Source organism: Streptomyces sp. NPDC053560 (assembly GCF_044544605.1).
Taxonomy (GTDB): Bacteria; Actinomycetota; Actinomycetes; order Streptomycetales; family Streptomycetaceae; genus Streptomyces.
This window is the reverse complement of sequence record NZ_JBITXI010000001.1, coordinates 1-24103: the sequence shown is the minus strand read 5'-3', so window position 1 is coordinate 24103 and position 24103 is coordinate 1. Positions and strand designations below refer to the sequence as shown.

Annotated in this window: 24 protein-coding genes; 13 read left to right on the top strand and 11 right to left on the bottom strand. The window is 71.8% G+C overall.

Annotation, left to right across the window (positions count from 1 at the left end; all coding sequences use genetic code 11):
• Positions 1–8: 8 nt before the first annotated feature.
• Positions 9–938, bottom strand: coding sequence for an alpha/beta fold hydrolase (locus tag ACIGQF_RS00120; RefSeq protein WP_399703315.1), 930 nt, complete (start codon positions 936–938; stop codon positions 9–11).
• Positions 939–1084: 146 nt separating this feature from the next.
• Here ACIGQF_RS00120 and ACIGQF_RS00115 point away from each other — a divergent pair, with 146 nt between their 5' ends.
• A complete protein-coding gene (locus tag ACIGQF_RS00115; RefSeq protein WP_399703312.1) occupies positions 1085–1702 on the top strand; it encodes a TetR/AcrR family transcriptional regulator in 618 nt (205 codons plus the stop codon).
• On the opposite strand, the gene ACIGQF_RS00110 is transcribed toward ACIGQF_RS00115, so the two are convergent.
• Positions 1699–2274 carry a TetR/AcrR family transcriptional regulator gene (locus ACIGQF_RS00110; protein WP_399703309.1) on the bottom strand — a complete coding sequence of 192 codons (576 nt, stop codon included), beginning with the start codon at positions 2272–2274 and terminating at the stop codon, positions 1699–1701. The two genes, ACIGQF_RS00115 and ACIGQF_RS00110, sit on opposite strands and share 4 nt — an antisense overlap.
• Positions 2275–2416: 142 nt before the next feature.
• Between ACIGQF_RS00110 and ACIGQF_RS00105 the strand changes: the two genes are divergently transcribed.
• Positions 2417–2875 (top strand): nuclear transport factor 2 family protein, encoded by a 459-nt coding sequence (locus ACIGQF_RS00105; RefSeq protein ID WP_399703306.1) that lies wholly within the window; start codon positions 2417–2419, stop codon positions 2873–2875.
• Positions 2876–2897: 22 nt separating this feature from the next.
• Positions 2898–3536, top strand: coding sequence for a LysE family translocator (locus ACIGQF_RS00100; RefSeq protein ID WP_399704725.1), 639 nt, complete (start codon positions 2898–2900; stop codon positions 3534–3536).
• 88 nt (positions 3537–3624) lie between these two features.
• Here the strand turns inward: ACIGQF_RS00100 and ACIGQF_RS00095 are convergent, their stop codons facing one another.
• Complete coding sequence (locus ACIGQF_RS00095; protein ID WP_361561466.1) at positions 3625–3903, bottom strand: DUF6355 family natural product biosynthesis protein; 279 nt, start codon at positions 3901–3903, stop codon at positions 3625–3627.
• 413 nt (positions 3904–4316) lie between these two features.
• Between ACIGQF_RS00095 and ACIGQF_RS00090 the strand changes: the two genes are divergently transcribed.
• Positions 4317–5354, top strand: coding sequence for an alpha/beta fold hydrolase (locus ACIGQF_RS00090; RefSeq protein WP_399703304.1), 1038 nt, complete (start codon positions 4317–4319; stop codon positions 5352–5354).
• 393 nt (positions 5355–5747) lie between these two features.
• Positions 5748–6440, top strand: coding sequence for a guanitoxin biosynthesis heme-dependent pre-guanitoxin N-hydroxylase GntA (gene gntA / locus ACIGQF_RS00085; RefSeq protein ID WP_399703302.1), 693 nt, complete (start codon positions 5748–5750; stop codon positions 6438–6440).
• Between the two features lie 69 nt (positions 6441–6509).
• Here gntA and alaS read toward each other — a convergent pair whose 3' ends face one another.
• Together alaS and tsaD are read right to left on the bottom strand one after the other, a co-directional pair.
• Complete coding sequence (gene alaS, locus ACIGQF_RS00080; RefSeq protein WP_399703298.1) at positions 6510–9155, bottom strand: alanine--tRNA ligase; 2646 nt, start codon at positions 9153–9155, stop codon at positions 6510–6512.
• Positions 9156–9207: 52 nt separating this feature from the next.
• Complete coding sequence (gene tsaD, locus ACIGQF_RS00075) at positions 9208–10278, bottom strand: tRNA (adenosine(37)-N6)-threonylcarbamoyltransferase complex transferase subunit TsaD (RefSeq protein ID WP_399703295.1); 1071 nt, start codon at positions 10276–10278, stop codon at positions 9208–9210.
• Positions 10279–10471: 193 nt separating this feature from the next.
• On the opposite strand from tsaD, the gene ACIGQF_RS00070 reads away from it, so the two are divergent.
• Positions 10472–11824 carry a cytochrome P450 gene (locus ACIGQF_RS00070; protein ID WP_399703293.1) on the top strand — a complete coding sequence of 451 codons (1353 nt, stop codon included), beginning with the start codon at positions 10472–10474 and terminating at the stop codon, positions 11822–11824.
• Between the two features lie 34 nt (positions 11825–11858).
• Here the strand turns inward: ACIGQF_RS00070 and ACIGQF_RS00065 are convergent, their stop codons facing one another.
• The 5 genes from ACIGQF_RS00065 to ACIGQF_RS00045 all read right to left on the bottom strand — a co-directional run bounded on the left by ACIGQF_RS00065 (position 11859) and on the right by ACIGQF_RS00045 (position 16585).
• Complete coding sequence (locus ACIGQF_RS00065) at positions 11859–11981, bottom strand: hypothetical protein (protein WP_399704792.1); 123 nt, start codon at positions 11979–11981, stop codon at positions 11859–11861.
• A gap of 174 nt (positions 11982–12155) precedes the next feature.
• A complete protein-coding gene (locus ACIGQF_RS00060) occupies positions 12156–13118 on the bottom strand; it encodes a cytochrome c oxidase assembly protein (RefSeq protein ID WP_399703291.1) in 963 nt (320 codons plus the stop codon).
• Positions 13119–13234: 116 nt separating this feature from the next.
• Positions 13235–14260, bottom strand: coding sequence for a 6-phosphofructokinase (locus tag ACIGQF_RS00055; protein WP_399703289.1), 1026 nt, complete (start codon positions 14258–14260; stop codon positions 13235–13237).
• A 326-nt stretch (positions 14261–14586) separates the two neighbouring features.
• Positions 14587–15315: a type 1 glutamine amidotransferase gene (locus ACIGQF_RS00050; RefSeq protein ID WP_399703286.1), complete on the bottom strand. Its 729-nt coding sequence runs from the start codon at positions 15313–15315 to the stop codon at positions 14587–14589.
• Positions 15316–15346: 31 nt separating this feature from the next.
• Positions 15347–16585 (bottom strand): MurT ligase domain-containing protein, encoded by a 1239-nt coding sequence (locus tag ACIGQF_RS00045; RefSeq protein WP_361561456.1) that lies wholly within the window; start codon positions 16583–16585, stop codon positions 15347–15349.
• 256 nt (positions 16586–16841) lie between these two features.
• Between ACIGQF_RS00045 and def the strand changes: the two genes are divergently transcribed.
• Positions 16842–17390 (top strand): peptide deformylase, encoded by a 549-nt coding sequence (gene def / locus ACIGQF_RS00040; RefSeq protein ID WP_399703283.1) that lies wholly within the window; start codon positions 16842–16844, stop codon positions 17388–17390.
• 3 nt (positions 17391–17393) lie between these two features.
• Here def and ACIGQF_RS00035 read toward each other — a convergent pair whose 3' ends face one another.
• Positions 17394–18035 (bottom strand): TetR family transcriptional regulator, encoded by a 642-nt coding sequence (locus ACIGQF_RS00035; protein WP_399703281.1) that lies wholly within the window; start codon positions 18033–18035, stop codon positions 17394–17396.
• Positions 18036–18184: 149 nt separating this feature from the next.
• Between ACIGQF_RS00035 and ACIGQF_RS00030 the strand changes: the two genes are divergently transcribed.
• The 6 genes from ACIGQF_RS00030 to ACIGQF_RS00005 form a co-directional block, all read left to right on the top strand.
• Positions 18185–19411, top strand: a complete 1227-nt coding sequence (locus tag ACIGQF_RS00030) for an acyl-CoA dehydrogenase family protein (protein ID WP_361561453.1) — start codon at positions 18185–18187, stop codon at positions 19409–19411.
• Between the two features lie 342 nt (positions 19412–19753).
• A complete protein-coding gene (locus tag ACIGQF_RS00025; protein ID WP_399703278.1) occupies positions 19754–20152 on the top strand; it encodes a pentapeptide repeat-containing protein in 399 nt (132 codons plus the stop codon).
• 130 nt (positions 20153–20282) lie between these two features.
• Complete coding sequence (locus ACIGQF_RS00020; protein WP_399703275.1) at positions 20283–20684, top strand: hypothetical protein; 402 nt, start codon at positions 20283–20285, stop codon at positions 20682–20684.
• A gap of 518 nt (positions 20685–21202) precedes the next feature.
• Positions 21203–22990: a glyoxylate carboligase gene (gene gcl / locus ACIGQF_RS00015; protein ID WP_399703272.1), complete on the top strand. Its 1788-nt coding sequence runs from the start codon at positions 21203–21205 to the stop codon at positions 22988–22990.
• A 132-nt stretch (positions 22991–23122) separates the two neighbouring features.
• A complete protein-coding gene (locus tag ACIGQF_RS00010; RefSeq protein ID WP_399703269.1) occupies positions 23123–23947 on the top strand; it encodes a TIM barrel protein in 825 nt (274 codons plus the stop codon).
• 54 nt (positions 23948–24001) lie between these two features.
• Positions 24002–24103, top strand: a 102-nt coding sequence (locus ACIGQF_RS00005; RefSeq protein ID WP_399704722.1) for an NAD(P)-binding domain-containing protein, incomplete at its 3' end; no start/stop codon positions are given.

Sequence of the window (24103 nt, the reverse complement as noted above, 5' to 3'; positions counted from 1 at the left end):
CGGGCCGGTTACCCGGCCGCCGGCCGCGAGTCGACCGTGTCCATGAAGGCGAGCATCCGGGCGTTCATCCGCTCCGCGTGATCGATCCACGGCCCGTGGCCGGTGTCCGCGACGATCTCGGCACAGGCGCCCGGCACCAGCCGCGGGACGCGCTCGACCTGCCGCCGCGGATGCACGAGGAGGCTCCGCCTGCCCATCAGGAGGAGCAGCGGGGTGCGGACGGTGCGGAGTTCGTCGTCGGTGAGCGGCAGCGGGGCCGGGCGGCGGATGCGGTGGGCGCGGACGCCGGCCCTGATCATCGCGCGCAGCTCCGGCACGACGAGGACCGGCTGCTCCAGCCAGGCGGCCAGCCGCGGACGGAGCGCCTCGGGTGCGAAGGTCGCGAAGAGGCCGGCGAAGATCCAGACGAAGAAGCGCAGCCCCACCTTCTCCAGGCCGCCCGGATCGAGCAGGGTGACCGAGGCCAGCCGGCCGGGCCCGCGGTGCGCCTGGTTCAGGGCGAGCCAGCCGCCGTAGGAGGCGCCGACGAGGTGCACCCGGTCCAGCCCGAGCCCGGCCAGCGTCTCTTCCAGCCACTGCGCGGCCCGCTCCGGACGGTGCAGTGGCGCGCGCTGCACGCTGCGGCCCGGGTCGCCGGGGGTGTCGATCGCGTAGACGGGCCGATCGGCGCTGAGCGCGGGGGTGTTGGGGTACCACATGGCGGAGCAGCTGCCCGCGCCGTGCACCAGGACGACCGGGGTGCGGGCCTGCGCGGCGGGGTCCTCGGGGGCGTACCGGTACACGTGCGTGGTGCCGAAGGCCGTCTCCACGTCCGTCTCCGCGCACGCCCGCGCCCCCAGCGCGAACACCGCGTCGCAGGCGGCGAAGTAGCGGTCGCGCAGGGCCGCGTTCACATAGCGGCCGACGTCCTTCCGGGTGCGGGTCGTGGTCTCGGGCATGGTCGGCCACCTCCGGGGAGCATCCAGTTTTTGTGATACGACCGTACCATGATGATGGTACGTGCGTATCATCAAAAGGCGGGTCCGCTCCGGTGCGGCCCGCCGCACGACGGCAGGCGGACACATCGGTGAGCGGAGGCGCGGCAATGCCCAAACGCGTGGACCACGACGTACGGCGCGCCGAGATCGCCGAGGCCCTGGTGCGGGTCGCCGGGCGCCGCGGACTGCACGCGGTGGGCATGCGCGACGTGGCCGCGGAGGCGGGGGTGTCGCTGCGGCTGGTGCAGTACTACTTCGAGACCAAGGAGAAGTTGCTGCTCCACGGGCTGCAGCACCTGGTCGAGGGGTTCGGCGCGCGGGTCGCCGCCCGGGTCCGGGCCGCCGGTGCCGAGCCCGGGCCGCGCGCGACGGTCGAGGCGCTGCTGAAGGCGGCGCTGCCGACCGACGAGGAGAGCCGCACCTTCCACCTCCTCTACACCTCGTACGCCGTGCTGGCCGTGACCGACGAGGCGCTCGCCGCCCAGCCGTTCCTGAAGAACCCAGAGGCGGCGGAGGACACCCTCACCGGCCTGCTCCAGCAGGCGCGGGACGCCGGGCGCACGCCGGAGGGCCTGGACGCGCGGATGGAGGCGGCCGGCCTGCTCGCCCTGTCCGCCGGGCTCGGTACGAGCGTCCTCGTCGGCCACCGCAGTCCACGGTCCGCCACCGCCGTCCTCGACCACCACCTGGACCGGATCTTCCCGGCCGCGCGGGCCGGCGGCTAGGAACCGGCGGGCACCGCGGCCACGAGCAGGGCCGCGGCCGTGTCACGGGCGAGGCGGGCGGCCGACGGGTCGCCGTTGATCGCGGCCGTGGTGACGGCGCCGTCGATCAGCAGCGCCAACTGCCCGCCCAGTACGTCCGGTTCGGCTGCTCCCAGGGCCGCCGCGAGCCCGGTCGTGTATCCCCGGACGGCGTACTTGTGGTCGTGCGCGGCCCCGGCCACGCCGTCCGAGACCGCACCCAGCTCGCCGTAGGCGTTGACGAAGGCGCAGCCGCGGAAGCCGGGGCCCGCGAACCACTCCGCCAGCCAGTCGAACACCGCCAGCACCCTGTCCGCCGGCGTGGCCCCGTGCGCGGCGACGTACTCCGCCAAAGCGGCGCGCCAGCGCTCGTCGCGGCGCCGCAGATACGCCTCCACCAGCTCACGCTTGGCGGGAAAACACTGGTACAGCCGCTTCAACGACACCCCGGCGGCGGCGCGGAGCTCGTCCATGCCCACGGCCTGGACGCCGCGCTCGTAGAACAGCCGGTCGGCGGCGTCGAGCAGCCGGGTGCGGGCCTCGTCATGATTCACGGCGTCTCCTGTGTCCCCTCCCCGGCCATTCACTGGCCGCGGAGAACGTGCGTTCTCTAAGCTAGTCGAGAGACGTGGAGAACGCACGTTCTCCACCGGTGTGCACCGGTGCGCGAAAGACGCACGACGACAGGAGACCGCCATGTCAGCAGCCCGGCCCCCCTTCCCGCCCTTCGACGAGCAGACCGCGCGACAGAAGGTCCGGGCTGCTGAGGACGCGTGGAACACCCGCGATCCCGAACGCGTCGCGCTCGCCTACACCGAGGACACCGTCTGGCGGAACCGGGACCGGTACCTCACCGGGCGGGACGAGGTCACGGCCTTCCTGCGGGAGAAGTGGGCCCGGGAGCTGGACTACGTACTGCGCAAGGAGCTGTGGGCCTTCGAGGGCGACCGGATCGCGGTCCGCTTCCAGTACGAGTGCCATGACGCGGCCGGCCAGTGGTGGCGCTCCTACGGCAACGAACTGTGGGAGTTCGCCGAGAACGGGCTGATGCGCCGCCGGGAGGCGAGCATCAACGACGTCCGCATCGGCGCGGAGGAGCGGCGGTTGTCCGGCCCGCGCCCGGCGGGCGAACAGAATTCGCTCCCCCTCTGGTGACCCGGCTGCTTATATGAGCGCCATGGTGTCCACCGACCGGTTGCCGGCCTTCGCGCTCATGTCCTTGCTGCTGATAGTGGTGCCCGGCCCCAGTGTGCTGTTCGTGATCGGACGGGCGCTGGCGCAGGGGCGCCGGGCCGCGCTGACCACGGTCGTGGGGAACACGCTCGGCGCGTACGTCCTCGTCGTGGCCGTGGCCTTCGGGATCGGCGCCGTGGTGGAGCGCTCGCTCCTCGTCTTCACGGCCCTGAAGCTCGTGGGCGCCGCGTACCTGGTGTACCTCGGCGTGAAGGCGGTGCGGCAACGCCGCTCCCTGACGGCCGCGTTCGCCGGTGACGGGCCCGCGCACGGCAGCCTGCGCACGCTGGGCGAGGGGTTCGCGGTCGGGGTGGCAAACCCCAAGACGGTCGTGTTCTTCGCCGCCGTGCTGCCGCAGTTCGTGGACCGCGGGCAGGGGCACGTCGTGGCGCAGATGCTGCTGCTCGGGCTGGTCTTCAACGCCATCGCGGTGGCCTCCGACAGCGTGTGGGGACTGGGTGCCGCCGCGGCGCGGAGCTGGTTCGCCCGCTCGCCGCGGCGGCTCGCGGCGGTCGGCGGCGTGGGCGGGCTCGCCATGATCGGCCTGGGCGTCACGGTCGCCGCCACGGGCCGCAAGGACTGAACCCGCACGCCGCGTCAGCCCTACTCCGGTACCGGCGCGAGACCGGGGCCGGCCGGCTTCCGCCGGCCGGCCCCGCCGTCGTACCGGATCAGCAGGTGCGGCCGACGTAGTGCGCGCCGTCGATCTTCCCGGAGGAGCCCAGCCACGTCACGCCGGGGCCCACGCAGCGCTCGTAGTTGGGGCCCCACACCTCCACCTCGATGACCACGTGCGAGCCGTCGTTCGTGCAGTGGTTGTAGTACGCGTCGCTGCCGGTCTCGTAGAAGCCGCAGGGATCGGCGGCCGCACCGGGGGCGGCCGCGACGGACATGCCGAGGACGAGGGCCGCGGCACCGATGGCACCGGTCAGGAAACGGCGAACGCTCATGGCGGAACTCCTTGTCGAGAGAATCCAGGGCCGAGCAGTGGGTGACCCGGCCGTGCGATGAGCGTTGCGCCATTCGTGCGGGGGTGTCAGTCGATCTCGCCCGGACGAGTGAGGCGAACCATCAGATCGTGCACAGCTATTCGTCATATCCCCGGCCAGGAGCGTCGAGCGCTACGGCGTACTTCGGCCGCACACGCGCCGCGCCCGCCGGTCCGGGGCGAACACGCCGTCCGGCGCCTCCCGCCACGCAGGAGCACGGCCGGAAGGCACGCCGTGCGTACCGGCCCGCACCGCGGCGGGCCTCGCGGGCCGGGCGGCGGAGCGGACGGGAAACGCTCCGGTAACGGTGCGGGGGCGCGGCAGCTTCTACGCTCGTACGCGGACCCTGCCGGCCGCCCGGGAAGGTGGTGCCCGTGGCCATCGGACCGCGTCCGCCCCGCGCGGGGCGGCTGCACGCCGCCGTGCCCGAGGACGTGGAGCTGCGCTACCACGTGGTGCACGGTTACCGCCGCGCCTACCGCTGCGCGGGCCGCGGCCCGGCCGTCGTCCTCGTCCACGGCATCGGCGACTCCTCGGCGACCTGGGCCGGCATCATCCCGGCGCTCGCCCGGAACCACACGGTCATCGCCCCCGACCTGCTCGGCCACGGCGCCTCGGACAAGCCACGCGCCGACTACTCCGTGGCCGCCTACGCCAACGGCATCCGCGACCTGCTCGGCGTGCTCGGCATCGACCGGGTGAGCCTCATCGGGCACTCGCTCGGGGGCGGGGTGGCGATGCAGTTCGCGTACCAGTTCCCGGAGCGCACCGAGCGTCTGGTGCTGGTCAGCGCCGGGGGAGTGGGGCGGGAGGTCACTCCCGTCCTGCGGGTCGTGTCGATGCCGGTGGCGGCCGCGCTGCTCTCGGTGCTCGGCCTTCCGGGCATGCGCTGCCAGACCCGGCTGGCCCTCGGGCTGCTCAGGGCGCTCGGCACGGACCTGGGCCAGGACGCGGCGGTCCTGATGCGGCTGGTCGACGCGCTGCCGGACGCGGCGTCCCGCAGCGCCTTCGTGCACACCCTGCGGGCGGTGGTGGACTGGCGGGGCCAGGTCGTCACCATGCTGGACCGCTGCTACCTGGCCGAGGGCATGCCGACGCTGCTCCTGTGGGGCGCCCGGGACGGCGTGATCCCCGTACGGCACGCCCATCGCGCGCACGCCGCGATGCCCGGCAGCCGGCTGGAGGTCTTCGACGGCGCCGGGCACTTCCCCTTCACCGCGGATCCGACCCGCTTCCTGGCCACGGTGGAGCACTTCCTCGCCACGACCCGGCCGGCCGACTGGAGCCCCGAACGATGGCGCGAGCTGCTCAGGGCCGGCCGCCCCGGCAGCGCCGCCGGGCGGCCGGACGACGCCCGCAACCGTGCCGTCGCCCGCGAACTCCGCAGCGAGAGCGAGCGCAGCGCCACCTGACCCGCGGCCTGCCGCCGGAAGGTCTCAGGGACGGCACCGGGCTCTCACTCCACGGCTCCCCGCACAGGGACCCGTTCGCGGGACGCCTGCCCGTTTCGGCCCGTCCGCCACGCCGAACCGCCCGCTCACCGTCCGTGAAACGCCGTGGTCGTCCCGAGATGTGAGCGATTCGTCGTGGGCAATTTTCCCGCGGATTTTCTTTGACCGGCCTTTGGCCGTCACAATCACTCAGCGACCCTTCCCCGTTTCCAGCGGACTCGGTCCTGCCCGCGTGCGGCGACGACTTGCCCTCGCACGCGGATCCCGGGAGCCGCCGGTACAGGGTGGGCGCATTTGCACGCACGCAGGAACGGCTCCCGCTGAGGAGGCACGTAATTGGAAGGAAGGCTGGCCATGACGACGGATGCGCGTGGCGAGGTCGAGGAGTTCATACTGGGTGACCGGTTCTCCTGCCTGGCGGGCCGTTCGGCCTGGCGTCGGGGCGGTATCACGCACCGGCACTACGACCGGATGGGCACCGAGGAATCCGCCCGGCTGATGGCGCTGGATCTCGCGGAATTCGTCGGCTCGGCGGACTGGAGCGCCCGCACCTTCACCAGCTTCATCGCGACCTTCGAGGAACCCCGCGGGGTCGATGAGCTGCGGTTCGAAGAGCTGCTCTGGGAACAGCTGCAGCTGCTCCACGAACAGGACGCGGAAAGTCATCGCTGGGCCGAGGGCTATTCGTCCGATCCGCAGTCCGGTGAGTTCGCGTTCTCCGTGGCCGGCCATCCCTTCTTCGTGATCGGCCTGCACGAGACCCACCGTCGCTGGGGCCGTCGGCCTCCTTTCCCGATGCTGGCCTTCAATTCCCACGAGCAGTTCGCCAGCATCAAGGGCGCGGGCATGTGGGACCGGCTGGCGGACAAGATTCGCAAGCAGGACATCAAGCTGCAGGGCGATATCAATCCGAACCTGTACGAGTACGAGCAGCTTTCCGAAGCCCGCCGTTACTCCGGCCGCCCCAAGCCCGCCGACTGGCAGTGCCCCTTCGCCGCCCGGCAGCGCGAGGCGGAGCGCGAGTTGACGACGGTCTCGGCGCTGTAACCAGCAGGCAGCCGAAGGCACCGGCCGCCGAGCGGCCGGTGCCTGATCAATGATCGCCGACGAGGCGGGTCAGCGGTCGCCGACCAGGCGGGGCAGCTCCGCCAGCGTGCCGGCCAGCTGCTCGGCGGGCACGCCGCCGCCCTGCGCCAGTTCGCCGAAGCCCCCGCCCCGGCCGCCCAGCAGCTGCTTGACCAGCGCGGACGCGTCCAGGCCCGCCTCCCGCGCGGCCTTGTTCAGCGCGATGACGACCACCCCGGAAGCCGTACCGACACCGGCCACGCCCGGCACCGCGGCCGACAGCCGGTCGCGTACGGCCGTGGCCAGGGACCGGGCCTCGTCCGTGCCGCCCTCGGCGGTCGCGGTCACGACCCGCACCCCGCCGGCGTCCACCGCACCGGCCGACAGCTCGCCGGCCCGCTGCGCGACGGCCTGCTGCTTGAGCCGGGCGTTCTCCCGGTCGGCGGCCTTGAGCCGGTCCAGCAGTCCGGCGATCCGGTCGGGCAGCTCGGCGCGCGGCGCCCCGAGCTGTTCGGCGATCCCCGTGACCAGGTCCCGCTCCCGGGCGAGGTACGCGAAGCCCTCGATGCCGACCGCCGCCTCCAGCCGGCGCATCCCGGCACCGACCGACCCCTCGGAGGTCAGCGCGATGGTGCCGATCTGGGAGGCGTGCGCGACGTGGGTGCCGCCGCACAGCTCCCGCGACCAGGCCCCGCCGATCTCCACGACGCGGACGTTGTCCCCGTACGTCTCGTCGAACAGGGCGAGCGCCCCCAGCTCCCTGGCTTCGGGGAGCGGCATCCACTTCACCTCCACGGGCAGATCCCGGCGGAGGGCCCGGTTGGCGACCTCCTCCACCTCGCTGCGCACGGCGGGGGCGAGGGCGCCGCGCCGGGGGAAGTCCAGGCGCAGATAGCCGGGCCGGTTGTACGAGCCGGACTGGAGGGCCGTGGGGCCCAGGACCTCGCGCAGGGCGGCGTGCAGGACGTGGGTGCCGGAGTGCGCCTGCCGGGCGCCGAGCCGCCACTCGGCGTCGACGGCCGCGTGCACCGCGTCCCCGGCGGCGAGCTCGCCCGCGGTGACCCGCACCTGATGGACGACCAGCCCTGGCAGCGGACGCTGGACGTCGAGCACCTCGGCCTCCACCGATGTCCCCGACAGCGTGCCCGCGTCGCTCTCCTGGCCGCCGGACTCCGCGTAGAAGGGCGAGCGGTCCAGGACGACGGTCACGATCTCACCGGTCCGCGCCACGGGCACCGGGCCCTCGGCCCCGAGGACGGCCAGTACGCGGGATTCGGTGGCCAGGGCCTCCCAGGCCCGCCAGTCGGTCGGGCCGTGCGCGTCCAGCACGCCGCGCAGCGCCGAGGTGTCGGCGCTGGCACCGGCCTTGCGGGCACGGGCGTCGGCGCGGGCCCGCTCGCGCTGCTCGGTCATCAGCGCAGTGAAGCCCTCGCGGTCCACCTCCACGCCCTGTTCGGCGGCCATTTCCAGGGTGAGGTCGATGGGGAAGCCGTACGTGTCGTGCAGCAGGAACGCCCGGTCGCCGGGCAGCGCCCGCCGGCCCTGCCGCTTCACCTCGGAGATCGCGGTGTCCAGGACGGTGGTGCCCTGCTTGAGGGTGGCGCGGAAGGCGTCCTCCTCGCCGTACGCCTGGTCGGCGATCCGGGCGAACGACTCGGCGACGTCCGGGTAGCTGGGGGCCATGCAGTCCCGGGCCACGGGCAGCAGTTCGGGCAGCGCCGGGTCGTGGTGGCCGAGCCGGCGCATGGACCGGACGGCGCGGCGCAGGATCCGGCGGAGCACGTACCCGCGGCCCTCGTTGCCCGGCGTGGTGCCGTCGGCCAGCAGCATCAGCGCGGTGCGCACGTGGTCGGCCACCACCCGCAGCCGGACGTCGGCGCCCTCCTCGGCGCCGTACCGCACCCCGGCCAGCTCCGCTGCCCGGTCCAGCACGGGCCGGGTCTCGTCGATCTCGTACAGGTTGTCCTTGTCCTGGAGCAGGGTGGCCATGCGCTCCAGGCCCATGCCGGTGTCGATGTTGCGGCGGGGCAGCTCGCCGAGGATCGGGTAGCCCGACTTGCCGCCGCCCTCGCCGCGCTCGTACTGCATGAACACGAGGTTCCAGAACTCCATGAAGCGGTCCTCGTCGACGGCCGGACCGCCCTCGGGGCCGAACGCCGGGCCGCGGTCGTAGTACAGCTCGGAGCACGGCCCGCAGGGCCCCGGCACGCCCATCGACCAGAAGTTGTCCTCGTCGCCGCGCGCCACGATCCGCTCGTCGGGCAGCCCGGCGATCCGCCGCCACAGGACGCGCGCCTCGTCGTCGGAGTGGTGGACGGTGACCCAGACGCGGTCCGGGTCCAGGCCGAAGCCGCCGTCGGCCGGTGCGGCCGTGGACAGCTCCCAGGCGTACTCGATGGCCTCCTCCTTGAAGTAGTCGCCGAAGGAGAAGTTGCCGTTCATCTGGAAGAACGAGCCGTGCCTGGTGGTCCTGCCGACCTCCTCGATGTCGAGTGTCCGGACGCACTTCTGCACGCTGGTGGCCCGTGGCCACGGGGGAGCGGTCACGCCCGTCAGGTACGGCTTGAAGGGCACCATGCCGGCGTTGACGAAGAGCAGCGTCGGGTCCGGGGTGGGCAGGGGCGCGCTGGGCACGACCGTGTGGCCGCGCGCGGCGAAGTAGTCGAGGAAGCGGCTGCGGATGTCGGCGGTACGCAAGGTTCGGCGCTCCGGTGGGTGGGTCCGGCGGACGGGAGGGCGGCGGCGGTGGTCATGCCGCTCGTGCGGGCGTGCGCGCGACCGGATGCAGGGCCGCGTGCACGAGCGGCGCCGAGGGGTCGATGGAGACGTCCAGCGGGGCGGGCGCGGCGCCGGCGCGCACCAGCAGGTCACCGACGGCGGCGATCATCGCGCCGTTGTCGGTGCACAGCCGCGGCGGCGGCACCCGCAGGGCGATGCCGGCGGCCCGGCAGCGCTCCTCGGCCAGCGCCCGCACCCGGGAGTTGGCGGCCACGCCGCCCACCACGACCAGCGTGGCGACACCGTACTCGCGGCAGGCGGCCACCGCCTTGCGGGTCAGCACGTCGGCGACGGCTTCCTGGAGCGCGGCGGCACCGTCGGCGACCGGCACGGCCGCGCCCCGCGCGCGGTGCCGCTCGGCCCAGCGCGCTGCGGCGGTCTTCAGGCCGGAGAAGGAGAAGTCGTGGCGGGAGTCGCGCGGCCCGGTCAGCGGGCGGGGGAACGCCACCGCATGAGGATCACCGTCGCGTGCTGTGCGGTCGATGGCGGGGCCGCCGGGGTAGGGCAGCCCGAGGACGCGTGCCGCCTTGTCGAAGCACTCGCCCGCCGCGTCGTCGACGGTGTCGCCCAGGTGCACGATCGGGTCGCGGGCCAGGTCGCGGACGAGCAGCAGCGAGGTGTGCCCGCCGGAGACGATCAGCACCATGCAGGGATCGGGCAGCGGCCCGTGCTCCAGGGTGTCGGCCGCGACATGCCCGGCCAGGTGGTGCACACCGTAGAGCGGCACGCCGAGGGAGTACGCCAGCGTCTTCGCGCCGGCCAGGCCCACGTGGAGGGCGCCCGACAGCCCCGGCCCGGTGGTGACCGCGACGGCGCCGATGTCCGCCATGCGCAGCCCGGCCCGGTCCAGGGCCTCGTGGACGACCGGCGTGAAGGAGTGCACATGCGCCCGTGCGGCGATCTCCGGCACCACCCCGCCGAACCGGGCGTGTTCGGCCATGCTCGACGCCACGGCGTGGCCCAGCAGCCGCCCCTCCCGCACCAGCCCCGCGCCGGTCTCATCGCACGACGACTCGATCCCGAGCACCACCGGAGAGCTCACGACAGCCTCTTTCGCCTAGTCCCTGCAATTGCAACCTGCATGCAATAAGCTACCCGCGCGTCCCCCTCCGGCGCGAAGGCGTATACCGATGCGCCCGCGTGGAACCCATGATCAACGGGGCAAACCCTGCGATACTCTCCGCAAGCACATCGGACCGGCCCCCTCCGCGCCTCCTCGTGTTCCGGGAGCTCCCATGCCCGTGTCCACCATCCCCCTCAGGCCCGTCCCCGGACCGCGCGGCGCGCCCCTGCTCGGCAACCTCCCCGCCTTCGGACGGGACCCCCTCGGCTTCCTCGTCCGGCTGCGCGACGACTTCGGGGACGCGGTCACCTGGTCCCTCGGACCCAAGCGCAGCCTGTTCCTCTTCCACCCCGAACACATCGCGGAATTCCTGGCAGCCCGGGAACGCACCTTCGAGCTGCTGGAGATCGGCTGGGCCTTCAAACAGCTCATCGGCGACAGCCTCATCCTCAGCAAGGGCAGCGACTGGCGCCGCAAACGGTCCCTGGTCCAGCCCACCGTCCGCCCCCGCCAGGTACGCGCCCATGCCTCGGCCATGGTCGAATGCGCGCGGACCGCGGCCGACGAATGGCACGACGGCGACCGCATCGACGTACGGCAGCAGATGACGCTGATCACCCAGCGGATCGTGCTGCGCACCCTCTTCGGCAACGACCTGGGCGACCGCACCCGGGCGCTCGGCGAGGCGATGGCCGAGGCCGAGCACGGCATCGGCGCCGAACTGCGGAACATGAGCCTCTTCCTCCCCGGCTGGGTCCGCACCCCCGGCCGGCGCCGCTTCCTCCGCGCCGTCGCCACCATCGACGCCGAAGTCCACCGCCTCATCCGCGCCCGGCAGCGGTCCGGCGACACCGCCGACCGCGACGACCTGCTCAGCAGGCTCCTCGCCGCCCGCGACGAAGAGGGCCGGCCGCTCACGGCCAAAGAGGTACGCGACGAGGCCGCCACCCTCTGGGCCGCCGGACACGAGACCACCTCGACCGCCCTGACCTGGACCTGGTACCTGCTGTCCCGCGCACCCGAGGCCCGCGAACGGCTGACCGCCGAACTCGCCCGGGTCCTCGCCGGCCGCCCGCCCACCATCGACGACTACGACCGCCTGCAGTGGACCCGCCAGATCATCAAGGAAGTGCTCCGGCTCTACCCGCCAGCCTGGCTCATCCCCGCCGTCGCCCTCGACGGCGCCGCACTCGCGGGCACCCGCATCCCCGCCGGCACCGTCGTGTGGTGCAGCCAGTGGACCACCCACCGCGACCCGCGATGGTTCCCCGAACCCACGAGCTTCCGCCCCGAACGCTGGGACCCCGACGCCCCCGACCCCGTACCGGACCACGCCTGGTACCCCTTCGGCGGCGGCCGGCGCACCTGCCTCGGCGCCCGCTTCGCCCAGGTCGAGGCCGCACTCCTGCTCGCCACCCTCGCCCAGCGGTGCCACCTCGACGTCGCACCCGCCGACCCGAACCCGAGCGTCGGCCTGCTCCTCCAGCCGGCCGCACCCCTGCACGCCACCGTGCGCCGCCGCTGACCTCCGCCGCCCGCCGGACCGGCCGCACACGGGCTCACCAGCGCTTGCCGGTCACCACCCCGACCGTCACCAGGGCCAGCACCACCCACGCGAACCACAGCCAGCCACTGCTGCCCAGCGCCACCGTGTAGGCCGTGGCCAGAATCAGCCCGCCCACCGTGCACCCTGCCATTGCCTTGGCCGATCCGGGCATCCTGGACCTCCTCACGGCAGCCCGGACACGGATATGCCACGGGCCGCGGCCTTGGGAACATGTTCCCCGGCCGCGGCCCGTACCGCCAGCTTTCGCCGGATTCCGCCGCGCTCGCCCGGCCCCCCGACCGGGCCGTTCTCAGCCCCGGCTGCCCTGACTGCGTGCGTTCAGCGACGCCAGATACGCGTTGTACGCCGCCAGCTCCTTGTCACCGTCCCGGTCCGCCGCCCGGTCCTTCCGCACCGACTGCCGCTTCTCCGTCGTGTACCACTGGAAGACCAGCGCGATCAGCACCAGCACCGACGGAATCTCACTGAAAGCCCAGGCGATACCGCCCGCCGCCTGCTGATCCGACAACGCGTTCACACCCAGCGACGCCGGCGGGTTCCGGAACGTCTTGACCATCGTCTCCGACGCCATCATCAGCGCGATGCCGAAGAACGCGTGGAACGGCATGCCCGCGAACAGCTCCAGCATCCGCATCACGTAACCGGGCCGGTGCGGCCCCGGGTCCACGCCCATGATCGGCCAGAAGAACACCAGGCCCACGGCGAGGAAGTGCACCATCATCGCGATGTGCCCGGCCCGCGACTCCATCAGGAAGTCGAACAGCGGCGTGAAGTACAGCGCGTACAGGCTCGCGATGAACAGCGGAATCGTGAAAGCCGGATGCGTGATGATCCGCATGTACCGGCTGTGCAGCAGCGCCACCAGCAGCTCACGCGGCCCCTTGCGGCCGCGCCCCGCCGTCGGCAGCGCCCGCAGTGTCAGCGTCACCGGCGCACCGAGCAGCAGCAGGATCGGCGACAGCATGCTGATCACCATGTGCTGCACCATGTGGACGCTGAACATGGCCATGCCGTAGTCGTTCAGCTTCGTGCACATCACCAGCGCGACGCTCAGCACACCCACGACCCAGGCCACGATCCGGCCCACCGGCCAGGTGTCGCCGCGCCGCCGCAGCCGCAGCACGGCCCAGCCGTACAGCGCCAGCCCCAGCAGGCAGCCGACGAGGAAGAAGGCGTCGCCGCCGAACTCCAGCCCGCGCCCCAGCGTGAACGGCGGCAGATCCATCATCATGCCGTGCCCGCTGTGATCCATCCGCTCGCTCCTGATTCGCACCAATGCTCCGCGACCAGCCTAGAGCCGCCCCCGGCGCGAACGGTGACCGGGGGCGGCTCGTACGTGGTGCGACTACCTGGAGCGATCTCCGCCGCTCAGAGCACCCACTCGGCCTCCGCGTACCGGTCGCCCGGCACGGTCTTCAGCGTCTCGACGGCCTCGGCCAGCGGCACCAGCGTGATGTCCGTACCGCGCAGCGCGGTCATCATCCCGAAGTCGCCGCGGTGCGCCGCCTCCACCGCGTGCCAGCCGAAGCGGGTCGCGAGCACACGGTCGTAAGCGGTCGGGGTGCCGCCGCGCTGCACGTGCCCCAGGATCACCGCACGGGCCTCCTTGCCGAGCCGCTGCTCCAGCTCGACGGCCAGCTGCCGGGCGACGCCCGCGAAGCGCTCGTGGCCGTACATGTCCTTGCCGCCGACCTCGAAGTCCATCGAGCCCGGCCGCGGCTTCGCGCCCTCCGCCACGACGACGATCGCGAACTTCTTGCCGGCGTCGAACCGGGCCGCGACCCGCTCCGACAGCTCCTCGATGTCGAAGGGCCGCTCGGGCACCACGACGGCGTGCGCGCCGGCCGCCATGCCGGAGTGCAGCGCGATCCACCCGGTGTGCCGGCCCATGACCTCGACGATCAGCACCCGCTGGTGCGATTCGGCGGTGGTCTTGAGGCGGTCCAGCGCCTCCGTCGCGACGCCGACCGCGGTGTCGAACCCGAAGGTCAGGTCGGTGGACGCGATGTCGTTGTCGATGGTCTTCGGTACGCCGACGATCGGCAGCCCGGCGTCCGACAGCAGCCGCGCCGCTTTGAGCGTGCCCTCGCCGCCGATCGGGATGATGGCGTCCAGGCCGAGGTCGGCGACGTGGCCGCGGGCGCGCTCGACGCCGTCCCGCAGATGCGCGGGCTGTACGCGGGAGGACCCGAGGATGGTGCCGCCACGGGCCAGGATGCCGCCCACCGCGTCGAGGTCGAGCTTGCGGTAGTCGCACTCCAGGAGGCCGCGCCAGCCGTCCTGGAAACCGATGACGTCGTCACCGTGGTCGGCGACGGCGCGGTGGACGACGGAGCGGATGACGGCGTTCAGACCGGGGCAGTCGCCTCCGGAGGTGAGTACACCAATACGCATTGCTCGTAGAAACCCTCTGCGATTCAACCGGATGCCCGGACCCCGTCGTCCGGTTGGATGCCGTCACCCTACAAGCGCCGGGCCCCCCCGTAGTGCCGTTGCCCGCACTACGGACCAGGACGTCCGAAACCCCGCCCTGCCGCGCCGCGACCCGGAAAACCCACGGGAGCCCCGCCACCCGTCGAGAGCCCCCCATCCATCGAGAACCACCCACCTAACCAGCCCCCCGAACCCGGGCACACGAAACCCCCCTCACCCGTTGAAGGCAAGGGGGGCCGCATGCCGAAACGTTGCCCCGCAGCCGCTCCCGGCCGCCGGACAGTGACCTAGGCCGGCTGCGTCGCCGCCGCGATCCGCTCCTGGCGCAGCGCCTCGTACCAGTGGTCGTTCACCGGCGGCAGCGCGTTCACGTCCAGCGCCAGCTTGATCAGCAGGTCGGCGATGTGCGGGTTACGGGCCATCACGGGACCGTGCATGTACGTACCGAAGACCGTGTCGTTCCACGCGCCCTCGAAGCCGTCGCCCACGCCGTTGCCCTTGCCGAACCGCACCTTCGCGAACGGCCGGGCGGTCTGGCCGAGGTGCGTGATGCCCTGGTGGTTCTCGAAGCCGGTCAGCGGCGGGAGGTTGAGCTGCGGGTCGATGTCCGCCAGTACGTCGCCGACGCACCGCTCGCCCTCGCCGCGGGTGCTCACCACGTCCAGCAGCCCGAGGCCCTGCTCGCGCTCGCCCAGGTCGTTGATGAACTCGTGGCCCAGGATCTGGTACCCGGCGCAGACCGAGAAGACGATCGCGCCGTTGGAGACGGCCCGGTTCAGGCCGCCGTCCCGGCGCAGCCGCTCGGCCGCCAGGCGCTGCGGCCGGTCCTCGCCGCCGCCGATCAGGTAGATGTCGCCCGAGGTGGGGATCTGCTGGTCGGAGCGGACGTCCAGGCGCTGGACGTCCAGCCGGCGCTGGCGCGCGCGGCGCTCCACCACCAGTGCGTTGCCCTGGTCCCCGTACGTGCTCAGCAGGTCCGGGTAGATCCACACCAGACGCAGGCTGTTCTCACTCATGCTTGCTCGTCCTTGTCCGTTGCGGAGCCGGTCAGTTGCCCACGCGGCGGCGCAGGTCCTGGAAGGCGGTGTAGTTCGCGATGACCTCGATGCGGCCGGGCGGCGCCTGGCGTACGGCCTCGTCGACGTCCTCGCACACCTGGAAGTCCAGGCCCGCGACCTCCAGCCGGACGGCCAGGTCCAGCTTGCGGTCGCCGATCACGAAGATCGGGTGGCCGGCGAGCCGGGTGTAGTCGACGTCCCAGAGCCAGGAGGTGTCCGTGCCGTCGGCGCCGCGGGCGTTGACGGAGAGGATCACCGGGGTCGGCGGCGGGTCGATCAGCGAGAACGTCTCCAGCCAGCCGGCCGGGTTCTTCGCGAGCAGCAGCCGCAGCTCGCGCTGCATGAAGGAGACCACGTCGTACCGGCCGGCGACCGCCTGCACCCCGTACATCCGCTCCAGGGCGATCTGCGGGGGTACGCCGAACGCGGCGGCGACCGCGGCCGAGGTCGTGGCGTTGGCCTTGTTGGCACGCCCGGGCAGCTGGAGCTTGATCGGCCAGGCCGAGCCGTGCGGGTCCAGTACGTGGTCGCCGGAGAGCGCCCAGCTCGGCGTCGGGCGGCGGAAGCCGCACTCGCCGCAGAACCAGTCGTCGCCGGGGCGCTGCATCACGCCGCCGCAGGACGGGCAGGACCAGGCGTCGTCCTTCCACTCCTGGCCGGCCGCGACCCAGACGACGTTGGCGGACGAGGAGGCCGCCCAGACGATCAGCGGGTCGTCGGCGTTGGCGACGACGAGCGCCTTGGAGCCGGCCAGCCCCTCGCGCCACTTCTCCGCGAGCATGCGGGTCTCGGCGGCGCGGTCGAGCTGGTCACGCGAAAGGTTGAGCAGCGCGATGGCCTTGGGGGTGACGTCCCGGGCGACGCCCGCGAGGTACTTCTCGTCGACCTCGATGACGCCGTACTTCGCGTCCGAACCTCCGGCCAGCGCCGAGGTGATGCCGGCCGGCATGTTCGCGCCGAGTGCGTTGGAGACGACCGGGCCGCTGGCCCGCAGTGCCTCCGCGATCAGCCGCGTGGTGGTCGTCTTGCCGTTGGTCGCGGACACCAGGACCACGTCCAGGTGGGTTGCGAGCCGGGCCAGCAGGTCGGGGTCGAGCCGGAGTGCGACCTTGCCACCGATCACCGAGCCGCTGCCGCGGCCTACCGCGCGCGACGCCGCCGCCGCGGCCCTGCCCGCCGTCACGGCCAGCTTGGCCCGCGGCGACAGCGGGTCCGTGTTGCCTGCCATCGTCCTAGATCCTCCTTGCATCCGGCGCCCTCCTGCCCCCTGGGGCCGCCGGTGGAACGCCCCTCCGTACCGGCCCGGCCGGCCGGGAGGCTGTGGTTGGGGATCAGCCTATCGATTTCCGCGCCGGAGCCCGAACCAGACCACCCGTGAGGAAGTGTGAAGGTTCCCGTTCGGACCATCTTCGGCGCGGTCCTGCGGGGCCGCCGGCGGGGACCGGAACGTCGCTGGTCGTCGGCCGGAACGTACCCTTTCCGTCATGCGAAACCGCTCCCTCCCCGGCAGTTCCGGCCGTGTCCGCCCGATGCGGCTGCTCGGCGATCCGACCCTGCACGCGCCGTGCGAGGAGGTCACCGACTTCGGGCCGGCGCTGGCCCGGCTGGTGGAGGACATGTTCGCGTCGATGTACGCCGCCCGGGGTGTCGGCCTCGCCGCGAACCAGATCGGCGTGGACCGGCGGGTGTTCGTCTACGACTGCCCGGACGACGAGGACGTACGGCACCTCGGGCACGTGGTCAACCCGCGGCTGGTGGCGGTGGACGGCGATCTCGTACGCGGCCCCGAGGGGTGCCTGTCGCTGCCGGGCATCGAGGCCGGTACGCCGCGCCACGACGAGGCGGTGGTCGAGGGCGTCACGGTGGACGGGGAGCCCTGCCGGATCTCCGGTACCGGCTTCTTCGCCCGGTGCCTGCAGCACGAGTGCGACCACCTGGACGGCGGCCTGTACGTCGACCACCTCACGGGCCTGCGCCGCCGCCGCGCGCTGCGGGCAGCGGCCAAGGCGCCGTGGGCGGCGGGGCGCGCGTAGTTCCTAGAAGCCGGGGCCGCCGGGGCGGTCGCCCGCCGCGGCGAGCCGTCCCCAGAGCAGGTCCGCGAGATGCTGTACCAGTTGCGCTCGCGAACACGGCTGCTCCCGCAGCCACCAGTCGCCGGCCGCGTGCATCATGCCGACTATGCCGTGGCCCCACACCCGCGCCAGCTCGCCGCCGGCCGGTCCCAGGTCCACCCGCTCGGCGATCACCTGCGCCAGCTCCTCGCCGAGGCGGCGCAGCAGGGGAGCGGAGTGCCGGCCGACGTCGAAGCCGCGGTCGGGGGTCTGGCCCTCGTCGGACGGATGCATCAGGAAGCGGTACACCTGGGGCCGGGCCTCGATCGCCGAGAGGTAGGTGTCGAGGGTGGCCTCGACCCGGTCCCTTCGCGGTACGGGGGAGTCCAGCGCGGCGCGCAGTCCGGCGAGGAGGGCGTCGGTGTGGCGTACGGCGAGCGCGCGGTAGAGGCCGCCCTTGTCGCCGAAGTGGCGGTAGAGGATCGGCTTGGTGATCCCGGCCTCGGCCGCGATGGCGTTCATCGACGCCTCGGGCCCGTCGCGGAGGACCACGCGGTCGGCGGCCTCCAGCAGCTCGCGTCGTCGGCGCTCGCTGGCCGTACGGCGGCTCTCCTGTGTCATTTCCATCGTCCGGCTCCCCGCCCTGGTGAATTCGTGCTGTTCGCGCAACGTAACACCATGCCATCGGAGGGGAGATATCGGTCGCTGAGGTTGACAGTCCTTACTCGTGAGTAACAGACTGCGGTTACCGCAAGTAACGCACTGCTGGAGGGGTCATGGCCGAGTTCATCATGGAACTCAACGACGAGCAGAAGGAAGTCCGGGACTGGATCCACGGGTTCGCCGCGGACGTCATGCGCCCCGCCGCCTCCGAGTGGGACGAGCGGGAGGAGACGCCCTGGCCGGTGATCCAGGAAGCGGCCAAGATCGGAATCTACTCCCTCGACTTCTACGCTCAGCAGTACTTCGACCCCACCGGCCTCGGCATCCCCATGGCCATGGAGGAGCTGTTCTGGGGCGACGCGGGCATCGCCCTGTCGATCGTCGGCACCGGCCTCGCCGCCGTCGGCGTCCTCGCCAACGGCACCGAGGAGCAGATCGGTACCTGGATACCGCAGATGTACGGCGACGTACAGGACGTGAAGGTCGCCGCCTTCTGCTCCTCCGAGCCCGACGCCGGCTCCGACGTCGCCTCGATGCGCACGCGTGCGGTCTACGACGAGGCCAAGGACGAGTGGGTGCTGAACGGCACCAAGACCTGGGCGACCAACGGCGGCATCGCCAACGTCCACGTCGTCGTCGCGGTCGTCGACCCCGAGCTGGGCTCCAAGGGCCACGCCTCCTTCATCATCCCGCCGAACACCCCGGGCCTCTCCCAGGGCCAGAAGTTCCAGAAGCACGGCATCCGCGCCTCGCACACCGCCGAGGTCGTCCTGGAGGACGTACGCGTCCCCGGCAGCTGCCTGCTCGGCGGCAAGGACAAGCTGGACGAGCGGCTGGCCCGCTCCCGCGAGCGCGCCAAGAAGGGCGGCGAGCGGGTGAAGAACGCCGCGATGGCCACCTTCGAGGCCTCCCGTCCGGCCGTCGGCGCCATGGCCGTGGGCACCGCCCGCGCGGCGTACGAGGAGGCCCTGGAGTACGCGAAGACCCGCGAGCAGTTCGGCCGCCCGATCATCGACAACCAGGGCGTCGCCTTCCAGCTCGCCGACATGCGCACCTCGATCGACGCGGCCCGGCTGCTGGTCTGGCGCGCCTCCTGGATGGCGGTCAACGGCAAGCCCTTCACCGCCGCGGAGGGCTCCCAGTCCAAGCTCTTCGCGAGTGAGACGGCGAAGAAGGTCACCGGCCAGGCCATCCAGATCCTCGGCGGCAACGGCTTCACCCGCGAGTACCCGGTGGAGCGCATGCACAGGGATGCTGCCATTTACACGATCTTCGAGGGCACCAGCGAGATCCAGCGCCTGGTGATCGCCCGGACGCTGGCGGGCATGCCGATCCGCTGACGCTCCCGGGCGGTACGCACCTCACGTAATCGGGCCGGTACGTACGCCACGTACCGGCCCGTTGCGCTGCGCGAGCCGTGCTGGTCGGATCACCGGCATGGACACGACTTCACCGGGCTGGGACCACTGCGGGATCGGGGCGTCCGCTGACGATCCGATCGGGTGCCGGGGCGTACGGACCGACGCGGGCCGGTGCCTGGCACACCTCGAACCCGCCGATCGTGACGCGTACTTGGCGGTGCTGCGGCCCGGCGCGGATCCCGACTGCCGCGGGGTGACGTTCGACGCGGAGTCGATCAGGGATCTGCCGGCGCGGTTGCGCGACGACGAGGGGCGTCCGGTGTGCGGGGACGCTGTGTTCGAGCAGGCGCGGTTCACGGAGGACACGTACTTCTCGCGCGTACGGTTCGATGGCGCGGGCGTCTTCGAGGGGCGCGTTTCGGGGCGTCGGTGGTCTTCGACGGCGCGCGTTTCGAGCGGGGCGGCTGGTTCAGCGGGGCGTCGTTCGCTGGGGCCGCGGGATTCGGTGGCGTACGGTTCGCGGAGGACGCCGGATTCGGGTCGGCGGATTTCCGCGCCGGCGCGTGGTCCGGTGGCGCCCATTTCGACGGCCGGGTGTGGTTCGGGAAGACGGCTTTCCACGGTGACGCGAGCTTCCTGCGAGCTGTTTTCGCCGGTGCTTGGGTGGGCCCGATCATTTGTGAACGGAAACCTCTCGCTGTACGAGGCGGAATTCCGTAACGCCCTGCGGCCATCCGTGATGGCCGCGCGGATCGATGCCCGTTCCGCGCGTTTTGAGGGAGCCCTGGCACTGCGTGCGCGATGGGCGACAGTCGATCTCACCAATGCCGTGCTGCCGTTCCCGAGTTCCATGACGACCGACCTGTCCACGCCCCGCCGTCCCGCCGAGGAAGCGCTCTCGGACGCCCATGACATAGAAGTGCCGATCGCCTCGATCCGCGGGGTCGACGCCTCGATGCTGCTGCTCAGCGACGTGGACCCGAGCCGCTGCCGCTTCTCCGGCGCACACCACCTCGACCAGCTGAGATTCGAGGGGAAATGGCGGCTCTCCGCCGCTCCCCGGGGCGTCCGCTGGAGCCGGGGAATTCCCCGTTGGTGCACCAAGCGCCAGATCATCGAAGAAGAGCGGCAATGGCGTACGCTGCCCCGTCGTCGCCACCCGGCGCGGCACGCCGGGGGTGACCCGCCGGAACCGCCGGTGAGCGTACCGGGACTCGCCACGCTCACCAACGACCTACCGTCAGCTCCGTAAAGCTTGCGAAGACGCGAAAGACGAGCCGGGCGCGGCGGATTTCTATTGCGGCGAGATGGAGATGCGCCGGTACAGTTTCGGGCGGCGCAAGGCGGAACGCTGGCTGTTGCAGGCGTACTGGCTGCTCTCCGGGTACGGGCTGCGCGCCTCCCGCGCCCTCGGCCTCGCCATGGCGGCCACGATCGTGCTGATGATGGTGTTCGGGCTGCCGGACACGCCCGCGCGTCCCTACCGGTGCTCACCGTCCGCGGCCGCGTCAAGCGCGGCTGACCCTCCCGAGCCGCCCACCTCGACTCCAGACTTTCCACGCCCTCCCCGGCCCACCTGCCGGGGAGGGCGTCGTACTGCCCGGACCCGGCTCGGCTGAAGGAGGCGGTCCGGTCTTGACGCCTGCCGTGACGCGCTCTACTTTCTTCTTCCATAAAGCAAAACAATATTTCCGCTATACGGAAGTAGCGAGTTCCGGGCCTCATGGCCGGAGCGCGCCTGACAGACCGATGACGACGCAGGAGTACTCGATGCCTCGTATGACCGCCGCGCGTGCGGCTGTGGAGATCCTCAAGCGCGAGGGTGTGACGAACGCCTTCGGCGTGCCGGGTGCGGCGATCAACCCCTTCTACGCGGCCCTGAAGGCCGGCGGCGGAATCGCCCACACCCTCGCCCGCCACGTGGAGGGCGCGTCCCACATGGCCGAGGGGTACACCCGTACTCACCCCGGCAACATCGGTGTCTGCATCGGTACGTCGGGCCCCGCCGGCACCGACATGATCACCGGCCTGTACTCCGCGATCGGTGACTCGATCCCGATCCTGTGCATCACCGGGCAGGCGCCCACCTCGGTGATCCACAAGGAGGACTTCCAGGCCGTCGACATCGCCTCGATCGCCAAGCCGGTCACCAAGGCGGCGACCACCGTCCTGGAGGCCGCGCAGGTCCCCGGCGTCTTCCAGCAGGCCTTCCACCTGATGCGCTCCGGGCGCCCGGGCCCGGTCCTGATCGACCTGCCGATCGACGTCCAGCAGACCGAGATCGAGTTCGACCCCGAGACGTACCAGCCGCTGCCGGTCTACAAGCCGGTCGCCAGCCGGGCTCAGATCGAGAAGGCCATCTCGATGCTGAACGAGGCCGAGCGGCCCGTGCTGATCGCCGGCGGCGGTGTCATCAACGCCGACGCCTCGGACCTCTTCGTGGAGTTCGCCGAGCTGACCGGCACCCCGGTCATCCCGACGCTGATGGGCTGGGGCGTCCTCGCCGACGACCACGAGCTCAACGCCGGCATGGTGGGTCTGCAGACCGCGCACCGCTACGGCAACGAGAACTTCCTGGCGTCCGACTTCGTCCTCGGCATCGGCAACCGCTGGGCCAACCGTCACACCGGTTACAAGCTCGACGTCTACCGCCAGGGCCGCAAGTTCGTGCACGTCGACATCGAGCCCACCCAGATCGGCAAGATCTTCGCCCCGGACTACGGCATCGCCTCCGACGCCAAGGCCGCGCTGGAGCTCTTCGTCGAGGTGGCGAAGGAGATGAAGGCCGCGGGCAAGCTGCCCGACCGCGCCGAGTGGGCCGCCTCCACCCAGGAGCGCAAGGCCACCCTCCAGCGCCGTACGCACTTCGACAACATCCCGATGAAGCCGCAGCGCGTCTACGAGGAGATGAACAAGGCGTTCGGGCCGGAGACCCGGTACGTCTCCACCATCGGCCTCTCGCAGATCGCCGGCGCGCAGATGCTGCACGTCTACAAGCCGCGCCACTGGATCAACTGCGGCCAGGCGGGCCCGCTGGGCTGGACCATCCCGGCCGCGCTGGGTGTCGCCACCGCCGACCCCGACGCGCAGGTCGTCGCGCTGTCCGGTGACTACGACTTCCAGTTCATGATCGAGGAGCTGGCGGTCGGTGCCCAGCACCGCATCCCCTACGTCCACGTCCTCGTCAACAACTCCTACCTGGGCCTGATCCGCCAGGCGCAGATCGGCCTGGACATCAACTTCCAGGTCAACCTGGAGTTCGAGAACATCAACTCGCCGCAGCTGGGCGTCTACGGCGTGGACCACGTCAAGGTCGCCGAGGGCCTGGGCTGCAAGGCGATCCGCGTCACCGACCCGAGCGAACTGGGCGCCGCCTTCGAGCAGGCCAAGAAGCTCGCCGCCGAGCACCGGGTGCCGGTCGTCGTCGAGGCGATCCTGGAGCGCATCACCAACATCGCGATGAGCAAGACCGCGGACATCAGCGATGTCACGGAGTTCGAGGAGATCGCCACCGAGCCGTGGCACGCGCCGAGCGCGATCGTGCCGCTCAAGAGCTGACCGCGACGGGCCGCCCGCCCGCACCCCGCGGGCGGGCGGCCCGCAGCCGTACGGGCGGGGCCCGTACCTGTACGCCGGAGGCCGGTACCCGTACGCCTCCGGACCGACTGCACCGGAAGGAACCCACCCCTCATGGGCTTCACCGACAACCGTTTCGACGTCAATCTGTCGATCCTCTTCACCGAGCTGCCGCTGCTGGAGCGGCCCGCCGCGGCGGCTGCCGCCGGGTTCACGGCGGTCGAGCTGTGGTGGCCGTGGGTCGATGCGCCGGTGCCCGCGCAGTCCGAGCTGGACGCGCTGCGGGACGCGCTCAATGACGCCGGTACTCAGCTGGTCGGGCTGAACTTCTACGCAGGTCAGCTGCCCGGCCCCGACCGCGGCGCGCTCTCGCTGCCCGGCGAGGAGTCGGACAGGTTCCGCGCCAACATCGATGTCGCCGCGGAGTTCGCCCGCACGATGGGCTGCACGGCGCTGAACGCGCTCTACGGCAACCGGGTCGAAGGCGTGGACCCGCAGGTCCAGGACACCCTGGCGCTGGAGAACCTGGTGCTCGCGGCGCGCGCCGCCGACCGGATCGGTGCGACGCTGCTGATCGAGGCGCTGAACCAGCCCGAGTCGCCGCTCTGCCCGATCGTCTCGGCGCCCAAGGCGATCGAGGTCGTCGACAAGGTCAACGCCGCCACCGGGCTCGGCAACGCCAGGTTCCTGATGGACCTCTACCACCTGGCCATGAACGGCGAGGACCTCAACGAGGTCATCGACACGTACACCGACAAGACCGGGCACGTGCAGATCGCCGACAACCCCGGCCGCGGCGCGCCCGGCACCGGCGAGCTGGACTTCACCGACCTGCTCGGCCGCCTGAAGAAGGCCGGTTACGACGGCTGGATCGGCCTGGAGTACAAGCCCGGCGACCGCCCGAGCCATGAGTCCTTCGGCTGGCTGCGCAACGCCTGAGCCTGGCCTTCTCTCCCTCTCAACATCCCGTTACGGAAAGGATTTCCTACCTCAATGAGTGCTCTTCCCAAGGTCGCGTGGATCGGTCTGGGCATCATGGGTTCCCCGATGGCGGAGAACCTGATCAAGGCCGGCTACTCCGTCACCGGCTTCACC

Excerpts from the sequence above, each read along its gene's own strand:
- ACIGQF_RS00120 (WP_399703315.1), bottom strand. The coding sequence starts at position 938 with ATGCCCGAGACCACGACCCGCACCCGGAAGGACGTCGGCCGCTATGTG.
- ACIGQF_RS00115 (WP_399703312.1), top strand. The coding sequence starts at position 1,085 with ATGCCCAAACGCGTGGACCACGACGTACGGCGCGCCGAGATCGCCGAG.
- ACIGQF_RS00105 (WP_399703306.1), top strand. The coding sequence starts at position 2,417 with ATGTCAGCAGCCCGGCCCCCCTTCCCGCCCTTCGACGAGCAGACCGCG.
- ACIGQF_RS00100 (WP_399704725.1), top strand. The coding sequence starts at position 2,898 with ATGGTGTCCACCGACCGGTTGCCGGCCTTCGCGCTCATGTCCTTGCTG.
- ACIGQF_RS00095 (WP_361561466.1), bottom strand. The coding sequence starts at position 3,903 with ATGAGCGTTCGCCGTTTCCTGACCGGTGCCATCGGTGCCGCGGCCCTC.
- gntA (WP_399703302.1), top strand. The coding sequence starts at position 5,748 with ATGACGACGGATGCGCGTGGCGAGGTCGAGGAGTTCATACTGGGTGAC.
- ACIGQF_RS00070 (WP_399703293.1), top strand. The coding sequence starts at position 10,472 with ATGCCCGTGTCCACCATCCCCCTCAGGCCCGTCCCCGGACCGCGCGGC.
- ACIGQF_RS00060 (WP_399703291.1), bottom strand. The coding sequence starts at position 13,118 with ATGGATCACAGCGGGCACGGCATGATGATGGATCTGCCGCCGTTCACG.
- ACIGQF_RS00055 (WP_399703289.1), bottom strand. The coding sequence starts at position 14,260 with ATGCGTATTGGTGTACTCACCTCCGGAGGCGACTGCCCCGGTCTGAAC.
- ACIGQF_RS00050 (WP_399703286.1), bottom strand. The coding sequence starts at position 15,315 with ATGAGTGAGAACAGCCTGCGTCTGGTGTGGATCTACCCGGACCTGCTG.
- ACIGQF_RS00045 (WP_361561456.1), bottom strand. The coding sequence starts at position 16,585 with ATGGCAGGCAACACGGACCCGCTGTCGCCGCGGGCCAAGCTGGCCGTG.
- def (WP_399703283.1), top strand. The coding sequence starts at position 16,842 with ATGCGAAACCGCTCCCTCCCCGGCAGTTCCGGCCGTGTCCGCCCGATG.
- ACIGQF_RS00035 (WP_399703281.1), bottom strand. The coding sequence starts at position 18,035 with ATGGAAATGACACAGGAGAGCCGCCGTACGGCCAGCGAGCGCCGACGA.
- ACIGQF_RS00030 (WP_361561453.1), top strand. The coding sequence starts at position 18,185 with ATGGCCGAGTTCATCATGGAACTCAACGACGAGCAGAAGGAAGTCCGG.
- ACIGQF_RS00020 (WP_399703275.1), top strand. The coding sequence starts at position 20,283 with ATGACGACCGACCTGTCCACGCCCCGCCGTCCCGCCGAGGAAGCGCTC.
- gcl (WP_399703272.1), top strand. The coding sequence starts at position 21,203 with ATGCCTCGTATGACCGCCGCGCGTGCGGCTGTGGAGATCCTCAAGCGC.
- ACIGQF_RS00010 (WP_399703269.1), top strand. The coding sequence starts at position 23,123 with ATGGGCTTCACCGACAACCGTTTCGACGTCAATCTGTCGATCCTCTTC.